The organism is Herbaspirillum sp. NPDC087042 (assembly GCF_044745245.1).
GTDB lineage: Bacteria > Pseudomonadota > Gammaproteobacteria > Burkholderiales > Burkholderiaceae_D > Herbaspirillum.
In genome coordinates, this window is record NZ_JBIUZW010000010.1 from 26,627 (window position 1) to 40,029 (window position 13,403).

The 13,403-nt window shown below is 54.6% G+C and carries 17 protein-coding genes; 2 read left to right on the forward strand and 15 right to left on the reverse strand.

What is annotated here, in order from left to right; genetic code table 11:
- Nucleotide 1: 1 nt before the first annotated feature.
- From ACIPHN_RS14535 to ACIPHN_RS14545, 3 genes are read right to left on the reverse strand one after another with little or no spacing between them, the layout of a single operon-like run.
- Nucleotides 2-1,390: an acetyl-CoA carboxylase biotin carboxylase subunit gene (locus ACIPHN_RS14535; protein ID WP_400437257.1), complete on the reverse strand. Its 1,389-nt coding sequence runs from the start codon at nucleotides 1,388-1,390 to the stop codon at nucleotides 2-4.
- 9 nt (nucleotides 1,391-1,399) lie between these two features.
- Nucleotides 1,400-1,648 (reverse strand): acetyl-CoA carboxylase, encoded by a 249-nt coding sequence (locus ACIPHN_RS14540; protein ID WP_400437259.1) that lies wholly within the window; start codon nucleotides 1,646-1,648, stop codon nucleotides 1,400-1,402.
- 42 nt (nucleotides 1,649-1,690) lie between these two features.
- The gene (locus ACIPHN_RS14545; protein WP_400437261.1) at nucleotides 1,691-2,449 is read right to left on the reverse strand and encodes a 5-oxoprolinase subunit PxpA; all 759 of its coding nucleotides are present in this window, start codon (nucleotides 2,447-2,449) and stop codon (nucleotides 1,691-1,693) included.
- A gap of 129 nt (nucleotides 2,450-2,578) precedes the next feature.
- Here ACIPHN_RS14545 and ACIPHN_RS14550 point away from each other — a divergent pair, with 129 nt between their 5' ends.
- The gene (locus ACIPHN_RS14550) at nucleotides 2,579-3,496 is read left to right on the forward strand and encodes a LysR family transcriptional regulator (RefSeq protein ID WP_400437262.1); all 918 of its coding nucleotides are present in this window, start codon (nucleotides 2,579-2,581) and stop codon (nucleotides 3,494-3,496) included.
- Here the strand turns inward: ACIPHN_RS14550 and ACIPHN_RS14555 are convergent.
- Nucleotides 3,450-3,647 (reverse strand): hypothetical protein, encoded by a 198-nt coding sequence (locus ACIPHN_RS14555; RefSeq protein WP_400437264.1) that lies wholly within the window; start codon nucleotides 3,645-3,647, stop codon nucleotides 3,450-3,452. The two genes, ACIPHN_RS14550 and ACIPHN_RS14555, sit on opposite strands and share 47 nt — an antisense overlap.
- Nucleotides 3,648-4,705: 1,058 nt before the next feature.
- Nucleotides 4,706-5,005, reverse strand: coding sequence for a hypothetical protein (locus ACIPHN_RS14560; protein WP_400437265.1), 300 nt, complete (start codon nucleotides 5,003-5,005; stop codon nucleotides 4,706-4,708).
- A 687-nt stretch (nucleotides 5,006-5,692) separates the two neighbouring features.
- Here ACIPHN_RS14560 and ACIPHN_RS14565 point away from each other — a divergent pair.
- Nucleotides 5,693-6,406 carry a hypothetical protein gene (locus tag ACIPHN_RS14565; RefSeq protein WP_400437267.1) on the forward strand — a complete coding sequence of 238 codons (714 nt, stop codon included), beginning with the start codon at nucleotides 5,693-5,695 and terminating at the stop codon, nucleotides 6,404-6,406.
- Between the two features lie 310 nt (nucleotides 6,407-6,716).
- Here ACIPHN_RS14565 and ACIPHN_RS14570 read toward each other — a convergent pair whose 3' ends face one another.
- From ACIPHN_RS14570 to ACIPHN_RS14615, 10 genes are all read right to left on the reverse strand, one after another.
- Nucleotides 6,717-7,166 carry a type II toxin-antitoxin system MqsA family antitoxin gene (locus ACIPHN_RS14570; protein ID WP_400437269.1) on the reverse strand — a complete coding sequence of 150 codons (450 nt, stop codon included), beginning with the start codon at nucleotides 7,164-7,166 and terminating at the stop codon, nucleotides 6,717-6,719.
- Between the two features lie 333 nt (nucleotides 7,167-7,499).
- Nucleotides 7,500-7,901, reverse strand: a complete 402-nt coding sequence (locus ACIPHN_RS14575; RefSeq protein ID WP_400437271.1) for a phage antirepressor KilAC domain-containing protein — start codon at nucleotides 7,899-7,901, stop codon at nucleotides 7,500-7,502.
- A gap of 12 nt (nucleotides 7,902-7,913) precedes the next feature.
- Nucleotides 7,914-8,156, reverse strand: a complete 243-nt coding sequence (locus ACIPHN_RS14580; RefSeq protein WP_400437273.1) for a hypothetical protein — start codon at nucleotides 8,154-8,156, stop codon at nucleotides 7,914-7,916.
- The gene (locus ACIPHN_RS14585; protein WP_400437274.1) at nucleotides 8,157-8,912 is read right to left on the reverse strand and encodes a hypothetical protein; all 756 of its coding nucleotides are present in this window, start codon (nucleotides 8,910-8,912) and stop codon (nucleotides 8,157-8,159) included.
- Between the two features lie 70 nt (nucleotides 8,913-8,982).
- On the reverse strand, nucleotides 8,983-9,606 hold the full coding sequence (locus tag ACIPHN_RS14590; protein ID WP_400437276.1) for a hypothetical protein: 624 nt from the start codon (nucleotides 9,604-9,606) through the stop codon (nucleotides 8,983-8,985).
- Nucleotides 9,607-9,748: 142 nt separating this feature from the next.
- A complete protein-coding gene (locus ACIPHN_RS14595) occupies nucleotides 9,749-10,018 on the reverse strand; it encodes a hypothetical protein (protein ID WP_400437277.1) in 270 nt (89 codons plus the stop codon).
- A gap of 40 nt (nucleotides 10,019-10,058) precedes the next feature.
- A complete protein-coding gene (locus tag ACIPHN_RS14600) occupies nucleotides 10,059-10,940 on the reverse strand; it encodes a hypothetical protein (protein ID WP_400437279.1) in 882 nt (293 codons plus the stop codon).
- Nucleotides 10,941-10,964: 24 nt separating this feature from the next.
- The gene (gene arsH, locus ACIPHN_RS14605; protein WP_400437281.1) at nucleotides 10,965-11,702 is read right to left on the reverse strand and encodes an arsenical resistance protein ArsH; all 738 of its coding nucleotides are present in this window, start codon (nucleotides 11,700-11,702) and stop codon (nucleotides 10,965-10,967) included.
- Nucleotides 11,668-12,096, reverse strand: coding sequence for an arsenate reductase (glutaredoxin) (gene arsC, locus ACIPHN_RS14610; RefSeq protein ID WP_400437283.1), 429 nt, complete (start codon nucleotides 12,094-12,096; stop codon nucleotides 11,668-11,670). Before arsC ends, arsH begins: the two co-directional genes overlap by 35 nt.
- A 24-nt stretch (nucleotides 12,097-12,120) precedes the next feature.
- Complete coding sequence (locus ACIPHN_RS14615) at nucleotides 12,121-13,401, reverse strand: arsenic transporter (protein WP_400437285.1); 1,281 nt, start codon at nucleotides 13,399-13,401, stop codon at nucleotides 12,121-12,123.
- Between the last annotated feature and the right edge of the window lie 2 nt (nucleotides 13,402-13,403).

The window sequence follows — 13,403 nt, forward strand, 5'->3', positions numbered from 1 at the left end:
GTCAAAGCTCCTCAAGCTGGACTGTACGCAGGGTCGTCGGTTCGGCCAGCCAGCGTTCCAGCGAACCGGTATCGAACTGCGCGGCGTGCATCCGGGCATCGGCCAGCAGCCAACGGTGCAGCGGCATGGTGGTGGTCATGCCAGCCAGGCGAGTCTGCTCCAGCGCCTGGGCAGCGCGCGCCAGGGCTTGCGCACGATCCTGCCCATGCACCACCAGCTTGGCCAGCAGCGAATCATAGTAGGGCGGCACGCGATAGCCGGGATAGAGATGGCTTTCCACCCGGATGCCTTCGCCCTGTGGCCAGGCCAGCTCGGTCACGGTACCGGGGCAGGGGAAGAAATTGCGTTGCGGATCTTCGGCATTGATGCGCATCTCCAGTGCGACACCCTGCATGCGGATGTCGGACTGCTGCAGACCCAGCGGTTCGCCACCGGCGATGCGCAGCATGGCTTGCACCAGGTCGATGCCGGTGATCATCTCGGTGACCGGATGCTCGACCTGGATGCGGGTATTCATCTCGATGAAGAAGAACTCGCCGCTGTGCGCATCGAAGAGGTATTCCAGCGTCCCCGCGCCGCGATAGCCCAGACCCTCGGCCAGGCGCACGGCACTCTCGCACAGGGCTAGTCGCTGCGCCGGCGTGAGGGCAGGCGAGGGGGCCTCTTCGAAGACCTTCTGGCGACGTCGCTGCAACGAACACTCGCGCTCGAACAGATGCACCACGCGCTGGCCGTCGCCCAGGATCTGCACCTCGATATGGCGTGCCGCGCGGATGAAACGCTCCAGATACACCGCCGCCGACCCGAAGGCCGCTTTCGCCTCGCTCTGCGCCACCGGAAACTCGCGCGCCAGTTCCGCCGCATCATGGGCGATGCGGATGCCGCGCCCGCCACCCCCGGCCGAGGCCTTGATGAGCAGCGGATAACCGACCTGCTCGGCGCAGGCCAAGGCGCTCTCCAGGTCCTCCAATTCCCCGGGCGAACCCGGCACCACCGGCACGCCGGCCGCCGCTGCGGTACGTCGCGCCTCGGCCTTGTCGCCCATGCGGCGGATGGTCTCGGCCTGCGGACCCACGAAGATCAGGCCTGCCGCCGTGACCGCCTCGGCAAACGCCGCGTTCTCCGACAGGAAGCCATAGCCGGGATGGATGGCATTGGCACCGCTGGCGCGTGCCGCCTGCAGTAGCGCCTCGACATTGAGATAGCTGCGATCGGCCCGCGCCGGCCCGATCAGCTGAACCTCATCGGCCATGCGCGCAGCCAGCGAATCGGCGTCGGCCTCGCTACAGGCCGCCACCGTCGGGATGCCCAGTGCCTGCGCGGCACGGATGATGCGCACCGCGATCTCGCCGCGATTGGCCACCAACAATTTACGGATGGAGCTGGTCATGGGCGTTCCTCAGGCATCGCCGTCGATCACGGCCAGCAACTGGCCCGGCTCGACCGGGTCGCCGTTGTCGACATGGAAGGCCTGCAGGGTGCCGGCGTGCTCGGCCTGCAATTCCGTAAATTGTTTCATCACCTCGATGAGCCCAATCACCTGGCCCGCCTGGATGCGCTCGCCGGTCTCGGCATAGACGGGCGCGTCGGGGCTGGGCCTGCGATAGAAGGTGCCGGGCAGCGGCGAGTGGACATCGTGGACCGCCATGATTTTCTCCTTGTTGAGCGTGTGACAGGGACAGACAGAGGTTCAGGAAGGTGCGCCGATGGCGATATCGGCCGCCTCCAGGCGCGCGCGCGTGGCCTGCACCAGGGCCAGTGCGCCGGGTGTATCGCTATGGATGCAGACCGAGTCGAAGTGGATAGGTACATCCTCGCCCTCGACGGTACGCACCACCCCTTCCTGACAGGCGCGCAGCACCTTGGCCGCGACCTGCTCGGCATCGAGCGCACCGACGTGGCGGGTGAAGACGATGGAGCCGCTGCGGTCATAGTCGCGATCGGCGTAGAACTCGCAGACCACGGCTTGCCCCAGCTCCCGCGCCACGCGCCACACCGCCGAGCCGTGCATGCAGAAGAGAAGCAAGTTCGGGTCCAGGCGACGCAGGGTCTGGACGAAGACACGGGCCGCCTCGTCATCGCGGGCCAGGTGCATGTAGAGCGCCCCATGCGGCTTGATGTGCTGCAGCGGCAGGTGATGCAGGCGTGCGAACTCGCGCAGCGCACCCAGCTGGTAGAGCATGTCGTTGACCAGTTCGTGGGCGGGTGCATGGATGTGGCGGCGACCGAAGCCGACCAGGTCGCGCAAGCCCGGATGTGCGCCAATGGCCACGCCATGACGCTGGGCCAGTGCCACGGTACGCTGCATGGTGGCCGGGTCGCCTGCATGGAAGCCCGTGGCGATATTGGCCGAACTGATCAGGGGCATGATGTGTTCGTCGACGCCATCGCCGATGGTCCAGGGGCCGAAGCCTTCGCCCATGTCTGAATTCAGGTCGATTGTCCTCATTGTCTGTCTCTCCTGCGTGGCCGGAATCCACGCTTGAAATCGAGTATAGGAATCGGTCCTGGTATTGGATAGATGTATTATCAGAGGGGGTGATATCGAAAAATCCGATAGCTTTGGGAGGCATCAAACGTGGCCATCACGCTCAGGCAGATCCGGTATTTCGTGGCGACGGCGGAGGTCGGGCAGATCTCCCAGGCCGCGATTCATTTGCACATTTCGCAGTCCTCGGTGACCAGTGCGATCCAGGAGCTGGAGAGCCTGCTGGGCGCACCGCTCTTTGTCCGCTCGCCGCAGGGCATGAACCTGACCGACAGCGGCCGGCATTTTCTCAATCACGCCTATTCCATCCTGCGCAGCGTCGACGATGCGATGAAGAGCCCGCTACCCGACGACAGTGCCAGCGGCAGCCTGCGGGTGGCGGCCAGCTACACGGTGCTGGGATATTTTTTGCCACACCATCTGCAGCGGCTGTCGCAGTCCTACCCGGGCATCAAGATCAAGCTGCACGAGAAGGAGCGTGCCGAGATCGAGCAGAGCCTGGTCGCCGGCGAGATCGACATGGCCGTGGTGCTGACCTCCAACCTGCGCCACCGTGATATCGCCTACGAGACCCTGTTCAGCTCCGTGCGCCGACTATGGCTGCCAGCGCGCCACCCGCTGGGGAAAAGGACGGTGGTGAGCCTGGCCGAAGTCGCCAACGAGCCCTTCATCCTCCTGACGGTGGACGAGGCCGACCGCACGGCCTTGCGCTACTGGGACCAGAGCGGCCGGCGGCCCAACATCCTCATGCGCACCAGCTCGGTGGAGGCGGTGCGCAGCATGGTCGCCAATGGGACGGGTGTGGCGATTCTGTCCGACCTGGTGTATCGGCCGTGGTCGCTGGAGGGTTTGCGCATCGAGACGCTCTTGCTGATGGATCATGTGCCGGCCATGAATGTGGGGCTGGCGTGGCGCAAGGGGGTGGCGTTTACGCCGGCGATGGAGGCGGTGCGGGAGTATTTCAGGCAGTCGTTTTTGATGCCGCAGTTGAGTAGTGGGAGGAGGTGAGGGCAGTATCAGGCGGCAGGGCCTGTATCGGTGTCAGGCAGCCTTTGTCAAATTCGCGCATGGTCTGCTTGTCGATGGCGCCGATGACTTGCAGCGCCTCCATCGTCTCATGGATTGCCGCATGGGATTCGCTACGATATTTCCTGGTCATGGTGGCTTACTCCTCGTCAATCGTCCCTTGGCTCTCAATATATCGCGAGCGGTCCTTCCGATAGTCTGAGTGCATGTTACACACAATGAAACTGTCTAGTGGTGAGCAATAAAAAACCCCGAGTGTGAGTCGGGGTTTGAGAAAGCTTGGTACTTGAGTGAATCTGGATGAAGAGGCTCAGACGTTAAACAAGAATATCTTCCTGAAATCCTTATAAATACTGGTCTTTAAATCTAATATGCTAATTTCATACCCTCTTTTATACCCTATTTTTTTAGCGCTTGCGCCGAACATATTCAAAGAAATTTCTTGTTAGAGGGGAAATTGTTTTCATTTTCCTGGGCCCGCCAAGTGGGGATTAGTCCTTGGTTTTTTCCTATGCTTCTAGCGAAGGGTATGAAGAGTCTCGCTATGGTGGATGGGCATCGTGCATCTATTGGCTGGCTAAACATCTTGATGACGTGGGACGGGGATGGACGGGATTCATCAGCGCTGATCGAGAAACAGTTCTCGTAAGGCCGCTGCGGCCGAGCAGTACGTAGCCTCATACATTTGATGCATCTTGGCCTGACCGTGCATGTCAGCAATTCTGGAATTCCCGGGAAAGATCTTGTTATCTACAAAGATGGATTCGACCGAGAGTGCACCGTACAGGTATATGGAGAATCCATTAGCTATGCAAAAATCAGCTCCAACGCGTGCTTTGACTTCCTTATATGCATAACGCCAGGTCCTTCTGTATTGGTGAATACGGGCTGGAGAAGTCAACCTGAACGGCAGCAGCTACCATGCTACATCCTTCCGGAAAACGAATTCGAGCGCGATAAGAGCGAGAAGTCTCGATACGCTAGCTATATCGAAAATTTGGGGGGGCTCTATTTCTTTGAGGAATCGACTGATCAAGGCTACCGGAAATCTAATGTAATTCTTTAGTGAGTGCACCTGTGATTCTTCGTACTATCGATGAACGGTCTTGACGAGGTCCGGATATCACCTCTAAATGTCCGTATATGGATCCTTTTCATTTCTTTCGCGGTGAAATTCTCTAAGGCGAGATGTTAGTTCCTGCCGCGTCCCGTTTTGATCGCAACCGAGTTGATTGCTGAAAGTAGCTTCGCCAGCGCCGAAAAGGAATGTGAGTCGCCCGCAATGTTGGAAATTACATTGAGCGTATTTTCTGTGATGGGATCTGGTTCCGAGTCATTGTTTTTGACATATTGAGCAGCCATTAGCGCCAGGCTAGTCACTTGCTCGTTTTTCCGCTCTAATTCTGCAAGGTGGGTTTTGGCCAATTGCGACAGCATGCCAATGTCCGATTTTGCTTGATGAATCATTGCGTCGATGTCTATTGGATTCATAGATTAAGTGTCCTGAATATGTAGTGAGAATTTATTTATTGTGACACATTAATTATTTTTTTTATATATTTTTTGTACAACGAAAATAAGCCTTTTTGCATTTCTTGTTCCTTGAGTGTTGTGATAGTCTCTTTAGATGGATGAGAAAAAGCTAGGCCGAGGAAGGCCGCCAAAAGCCCCAGAAGATCGGCTCGAGCTACGCTCAATACGGCTGACGGCGGAACAGTGGAAAAAAGTCGATGAAAATGGGCTCGACTGGTTGCGCGCGCTTATACAAAGAGCTAAAGGAAAAGTCCCTCCGCCTTAAAAATGACTTCTAAAAGTTATGTCGCGAGGAAATACCTAATACTCAATATGTATTCAACTTGATCAAAGATGCTGCTCTACTAGAGCGCCCCGTAAAATCAAGTACTTAGAATTTTTAGTCGATGAGCGGATTGGAATTTCGATGTTGATATTTACCCCTCTCCATTTGTCCCGCTTTTCATTGCCTTCCGAAGTCCGCTACGCGGTCTACGACCCTTCATATCTCAGCTCCCTAAAGTCTAGGAACATCTGTTTCAGGGGCATCTCCGCTTGCGCGAGTTTATCGCCTTAGCGCTGAGTCAGGCTGGAAGTCCAGGTATCCCCAAATTTGGGGATACCTCCATTGATGGGGCACCATTGTCTATCTAAAACTCTCGAATCATGGCGCAGCTAAAACAATCGGTAATTAACCTCATTTATATCCATCTGGAACTAGAAGATTTTTGCGCGGCAGACTTTGATGCAAATTTTTCTGATGACACCAAGCAGTTGGCCAAACTGACGTTTCGAGCAAAGCCAGCATATACGTTCATCATTGGAGAGGCATCCGAGAGTGGTTTTTTAGCTTTGATGGCGACGCCAAGGGAAAGAGGAAAGAAGGGCTTCGAGACGATCGAGCGGCCAGGCGACTACAAGAATGTCGAAGTGAAAAATCATGACGACATCAATGCGTGTATTGGGCGTATTGGAAATTGGTTGAAAAATATACGCGATGACCTGGCTAGCGGTATGAATAACTTTGATACGGAGTTTGTAGAGGCGGCTCAAAATCTTTTTGCTGAAGCTGCAGCTTCAGAGAGCGATCCAGCTGGTTATTTTAATTCCGACGAGCGAAAGGAGATGGCTAAAAAGCTTGATGAATTGCAGATTAGGGTGAAAGATCTAGAGGCCAAATTTAATATTACGCCTGAAGAGCAACAGGCGTTTGAAAAAGCGATAAGTAAATCTAAAGCTGATCTTTCTGTCTACCCCAGAGAGGTTTGGTGGAAAACTACTTCAACCAAGATATGGAACGCTATGGTGATGATCGCGAAGAGCAAAGAGGGGCGCGATTTACTCGTTAGTGTGGTAAAGAAGTTTTGGCTCGAGAGATAGCGAGCAAACTAAATGCAGGGCCGTATTCATCAATATTGAGTCGCGAGAGGAAAAATTCTCTATCTCAGAATTAAGTTCAGAGAAGGATTCAGTGCCGCCCCTGTACTGACTTTCTGCTTGGTAAAAGAACTGCACCGGCGATTGTCGAGTGCAACCAGTGCGAAAAATTAAAAGTTGCTTCGCTTCAACCATAAACGGTGCTGTTGGCGTAGATAAGATAATTTTCCTGGTGTCTGACGTTCAGGTGCTGTAATGGAGGATTCCCCTCCAAGAACGACACCTGATGGATTGCTGCTATTTCGATTTCAGATCAAGGCATATCGATCCTACGTCTGAAGTCGCGTACAAAGAGTCCATACCTGTCACCATTGCTTTTGTCGAGAATCACTTCTCCACACGAGGTGCAATAGTCACCCTCAACGTCGGGTAGTTCGGCTGTTACCCCCTTGTACGTATAGGAAAGGGGAAGGACCGCATGTACTAACCCATTCGCCCCGCAAGCGCCGCACAGAGAATATGCCGATGAATCGTATTTGTGGGATTCTAGGAGTTTGAGGATGGGAGCGTTGACTTTCCTATGAAAGGTATGCATTGCGTCGATAACACGGGCGGATTCTGCGTCCTCTAAAACAACGTCGCCGCATGCTGAGCAGTAGTCGCCGGTCACCGCTTTAATCACGGTGCTTTCTCCGTCATAGTCGTAGTCCATGTTGCGCGTATCGCGAACGAGATTTGTACTTCGACAATATGGACATTTCATTTCACTATTCCCATGTCAATATAAGTCAGTAGAACGAAGCACTATCGGCCATTTCAATATGAAAAGCACGCAAGAGATGTTCGCTGACTATCGAGAAGAAAGTCGTATTTAGCACCGCCTTCACGCGCGTATGTAAGAAAAGTCCGAAAGCATGGCGAATCGGCCTTCAATACGGGGGCCTTTTCCTCGCCTCTCCCAATAGCAGGCGCTCCAGTGTTCGCCCATTGCACTCTTTCGATCTGCGTCGCCCGCGGAGATGCTCCGCGAGCTCGGGGCAGATCCAGATGGAGATTCTCTTGAATCCTGCTGAGGTAAGCTTAGCGCGATATACCCTCATGCGTCTTGTCTTGTATGTGTCCATTTTGAAAATGATTGAATTTGATCTACGAGATTTAATAGTGAACGCCGGCCTGAAGGAGTGATGACTACGAAATCTGGGAAGCGTGTTCTTGGCTTCTCAAGTAGCCGGTACGTTACATCTCCCCTGGCCAGCGCAGCATCGTTGGCCCGCCAACATGAGCTCCCGGCATCTCTGATAATCCAATTATTTTCTCTTAGCCAAATTGCGAGGATCGGCGAGTTCACGTAGAGTTCTTTTGCCATCTCTTCGAAGGTTAAACAGCCAGGTGCTGCATACTCTTCTGCGATTTTTGGGTGCGGCTTTTTACGCCAGTTGTGGCGCGTAAGCATGATGTTAATGTCTACCGGTTTGCGGCGTATCGGTTTTTTACTCATTTCAGTTACTCCTCAACGAGTTTCTTTAATTGCAGACGTTAGCTGATGAATCGCCTCGGTAAGCTCCGTGATTGCATCGCGAGCAGGCGCTTCATGTCTGGCCGGGCTTTCCTGTCGCCATTTTTCTCGTGAGCATCTGCTGTGAATGGTGGCTTTCGAAACCCCGAAGAGTCCGCTCAACGCCCAGGCAGTCTGACCAGCTAAATGCTGCGCCTTGATGGCTTCCCAGTCTTTCTTTATTAAGCGTGGTGGCATCTAATTTCTCCGATATAAATCTCTGATGTCGCGACGATCAATGGCTGTGAGCGTCGACATCGTAAGTTGAATTGACGTATTGACAAGGGAGCCATCCGAGTAGATCGGCCCCGTCAGAGGCTTATTGACATCGTCGATGACCAGCGGGGAATAGACCTTCCCGGCGTATTCCATCGCGATGACCTGCGGCGAAAGAGACGGGAAAACGGTGTTTATGACGCCGGCACTGAGGCCATTCTTCAGTGCCGAGACCAAGAGTCCATCGTTAGCGAGATATTGAGGTGATGCCCATTCCAAGAGCTGTTGGATAGGTTGTTCGACCTCTTCGAACGGATCTAAGAGGGCACGAAAATGCAGCGTGACCTGGAATTTCACCGGTGGCATGCCATTGAAGACCTGGGTGGAATTCAGCTTAGTGATACCGGTCCGTCCGAATGCTGCAGCTAGAGCGCCAGAAGTGGCGCTACTTTGACCATCGCCGATTTTCCCTCCGCCGAGTGATTGAACGAAAGAATTGAGCGAGCCACTCTGTAGGAGGGCTGATATCGTTGGAATCTTGGACTCAGCACCAGCACCCTCGAAAGGTGATGTCCAGTTAAACGACATATGCTGATTGCCATCCGAAATAGGGCAGTGCACTTCGAAGCCATCATCGACGACGAACTTGTCGGCAGCGGAGATATTGCGCGTACCCCGGCTCGGCCCCCACTTGTCGCTCTCCATGCGCTTGACCGGGTAAAACTTCGCGATCAGCATGGGCGAGAGTCCGGTCCATAGTGACGTTAAGATCTTCGCCTCTGGAGACGTACTCCGGCGCTTTGTGCTCTCAACCATTCGATTCTTCCGATGCGAGAAGCAATTTCTCCTCGTACATTGGCGCGCTATCGAGGAAAGCCAGAATGTCCCGCTTCCGCTTTTCGATTTGCTCAAGAGATCCGCGCCAGGCATCAAGATCTGAAGAAGCAGGGGTAACCGGTATTGCTGCGATTTCCGTAGGGGAGAGGCCAGCATCGCGGAATCTCTTTGCGGCGTTTTCACGCATTTCCGCGAAATTTGCGATTGACTTTGATAGCAGGCTAGCTTGCTCTTCCAGTTCAAGCAACTCTCTTGTAACGCGCTTCAGAATCGGCTGCACTTGCGTTTCAGTGACTTTGCATGCTTCGATGTAAATGCGGCGGGCCTCCACGGCGGCTGCAATTTGAGTGGTGAGGTGTGTGTATCGTTCTTGCAGCACGCTATCGACGGTGGTATTCCCTGCAATGGAGAGAAGGACCGCATTCTCTAGTTCATTGCTATATGACGTCACATCGATGAGCCGATGCTGGACAAGCGAAATTCGGGCGAGCAGTGAATTCGTCTCTTTCTGCTTTGTAGCGAGCTTATAAGCTAGTTTAGTTGCGATGGAAGTGCGGGTATCTGCGACAAGCAGATCGGTGCGAATTTTTGTCATTGTCATTCCTGTGAAAGAAAGCCACATTTTCTGTGGAAGACAATGATCAGCCAGACCGACTTTTCCAATTTCGCAAACCTACTGCAAATTCAATGCAAAGACGGCAAGACTATGGTCCCTGTAAAAGCTCACCTTCAGGATTTCACCATGCCTTAATAACGCCTATTGCAGAGACAATTAATGCGACCAGCGCCAGTAAAATCGCTCCGGCGGCAATTAGCAGATTGGCCGTAGCTATCATTCTGCTGTAGTAGAACTCCCTCATTTGCTTGATCGTTTCCTCACGATTTGGTGAGATCTCCGGGAAATGACGCTTATGAGCCTCAATAACACGATGCTCGATTTCACGATGCATCTCCTGATTCCAAGAATCAGTCCAACCTACGAACCACCGAATTAGTAGTCTTTTCATGCTTGTTTTTCCTGAATTTGAAATCGATGGCGACTTCTGGCTAAACAGCGTCAAGTGATTCCACTGCTCTGCACCTCAATCCGGCTTCGTTGATAAAACGACGCAGGCGGCGGTCACGTGTAACGATCAGGTCGCAGTGAACAACTGGCAAGATCACGTGTTGAGTGTCGGCAGCGTCATTTGCATCAATTCTATTGTTTGTGAGCAAAGCTTTTCTATAGCGAAGATCGTCGGCCAATATCGTTGGACAGGATTCCAATACCCGTCCAATCGACTCGGCGGCAAAGCGCGCCGCGGACTCTCTATATGCCAATGGTATAAATCGGCCTTGCCGGTCTCTTTCTGGCAAATGATCAAACAGCCACTTTCGATTGACGATGGCTTCGGCGCCAATCAAACCGGGATCTTCCTGAATCGCCTCGCGCGCGGCCCTTACCAACTCTGGCGCTTCGGCTAGAGGCGTCATGATCTGTGCCCGCAGTTGAGGATCAGCGGCAAGTTGCTCAACAAACTCACCAAACTGTTCGCCAATGAAAACTGGGCCGCCATAAGTGGTCCACATTCCGGCTAGGCTATCGTGAAATGGCGACCGCTCTTCTCCATCTTCCATCCATGCACCGGCATTAAAGAGATAACGAACTAACTCATTCTGCTTCACAAAATTGTTATTACTGAGAAAGAGTGGCTGTAACTCGGTAATCATGGCGCTGTAGGATCGGCGCTCCCGATCATCACGAGCCTTGGCGTTCTCCACCATGTGCCATGCCGAGAGCACTGCTCTTGCAGATAGGTGTGCAAGTTTCGACTGAAGCTCGTGCCACACGCCCCAGTTTTCCTCAAGCCGAGCATGGTTTGCATCAATCAGGACGTTGTGGTCGAAATAGACGTACATAGCTCCTCCCTGTGCAAAGATATTCGTCATCCCACTGCTGGGGCGGAAGAAAGACTAGAGCTTCTGTTGGTTCATACGTGTAGCCAGTGCGGTTGCGGTCTCACGACGTTCGCTATATCGGTCGGTTAAAAACGATGAGACATCCCTGGTGAGCAGGGTGAACTTGAACAATTCCTCCATCACGTCAACCACTCTTTCATAGTAAGGAGATGGTTTCATCCTGCCGGCATCGTCAAACTCCTGATAAGCCTTGGCCACGGATGATTGGTTTGGGATGGTAAGCATCCGCATCCAGCGTCCAAGCACGCGCATCTGATTGACGGCATTGAAGGACTGCGAGCCTCCCGATACCTCCATAACGGCCAAAGTCTTACCTTGAGTAGGACGAATGGCTCCCTGGGAAAGCGGGATCCAGTCGATCTGGGCCTTCATGATGCCGGTCATGGCGCCGTGGCGCTCCGGTGAGCTCCACACCATTCCTTCGGACCAATTCGCCAATTCACGTAGTTCGACGACCTTCGGATGTGTTTCCGGCTCGCTGTCTGGTAGCGGCAAGCCGCGTGGGTCGAATATCTTAACCTCGCCGCCCATCGCCTCCAGCAAGCAGGCCGCTTCCATTGTCAACAGTCGGCTGTAGGAGCGTTCACGGACAGAACCGTACAACAGAAGGAACCGCGGAGGATGGGTCGAAGAGCCAATTCCTGCGAAGTCTGCTGCCGCCGGCACTCTGAATTGGCTGGCATCGATGTTAGGCAGCTCAGTTAGCTGGCGCGACACGTTGTCCCTCCGCATTGATTACAACTTCGCCGTCTTCCTTTGTGAAAGCGCCTTGCTGGGGCTTTTCGAGAATATCCAGAACCAGCTCTGACGGACGGCACAGGCGTGTGCCCTTGGTGGTTACGACGAAAGGACGATTGATTAGGATGGGATGCTCCATCATGGCGTCAAGCAACTGCTCGTCGCTCAGCGCGATGTCGTCTAGACTGAACTCGGCGTAAGGCGTACCCTTCTGGCGGATTGCTTCGCGCACAGTCAGGCCAGCGTCCAGGATCATCTTGGCCAATTCGCCGCGGCTGGGCGGGTGCTGCAGATATTCGATGACGGTTGGCTCATCTCCGCTATTGCGGATCATGGCCAGGGTATTGCGGGAGGTGCCGCAGGCGGGGTTGTGATAGATCTTGGTCATGTCATTCCTTTGTTCGTGAAGGCGTTATTGAAGCCTAAGGGCCAGAGCCGTTAGGGTGACCACCAGCACCGGCAGCGTGAGCATCGCACCGACACGGAAGTAGTAGCCCCATGAGATGTGGACTTGCTTCTTATCCAGCACGTGCAGCCAGAGCAGGGTTGCGAGGCTACCGATTGGCGTGATCTTTGGCCCCAAGTCGCAACCAATGACGTTGGCATAGACCATCGCTTCGCGCACTACACCCTGCACGGTCGTAGCATCGATGGCCAGTGCGCCCACCAGCACCGTCGGCATGTTGTTCATGATTGAGGAGAGGATCGCCGTCAGCACACCGGTCCCCAGCGCTGCTGCCAACACCCCCTGAGCGGCTAGGACGTTAAGAACCAGCGTAAGGTGATCTGTCAGGCCCGCGTTACGCAGACCGTAGACCACCAGGTACATGCCGAGGGAGAAGAACACGATCTGCCACGGGGCACCTGCAATGACGTCCCGGGTCGGAATGACATGTCCCCGAGCCGCGACCACTAGGAGGATAGCTGCGCCGGCGGTGGCAACCACGCTAATCGGCACACCTAGCCCCTCCAGCCAGAAGAATCCCAGCAGGAGTAGGCCTAGCACCCACCAGCCGGCCGCAAACGTCGCACGATCTCGTATGGCCGTCGACGGCAGCGCTAACTGTGTGACGTCGTACCTGACAGGGATGTCCTTGCGGAAGAATGCATAGAGCATCAATAAGGTCATGCCCATAGAGGCCAAGTTCACCGGGAGCATGACACTGGCATAACGGGAAAATCCCAGCTTGAAATAGTCGGCAGAAACAATGTTGACCAGGTTGGAGACCACCAGCGGCAGGCTGGCAGTGTCTGCGATGAACCCCGCGGCCATGACGAACGCCAACGTGGCCTGCGGCGAGAAGCGCAACGCCTGCAGCATAGCGATGACGATCGGCGTCAGGATCAATGCAGCACCGTCATTGGCGAAGACACCGGATACGGCCGCGCCGAACAGGATCAACAGGACGAACAACAACCGTCCTCGGCCGCCGCCCCACCGGGAAACGTGCAGTGCTGCCCATTCGAAGAAACCGGCCTTGTCCAGTAGCAGGCTCGTGATGATGATGGCGATAAAGGTGGCGGTCGCGTTCCACACGATATGCCACACCAGCGGAATATCCGACAAATGGATGGCGCCACTGGCCAAGGCCACCGCAGCGCCGGCACAGGCGCTCCACCCGATGCCGAGTCCCTTGGGCTGCCAGATGACAAATACCAGGGTGATGAAGAAGGTAGTGGTGGCAGCAAGCATCA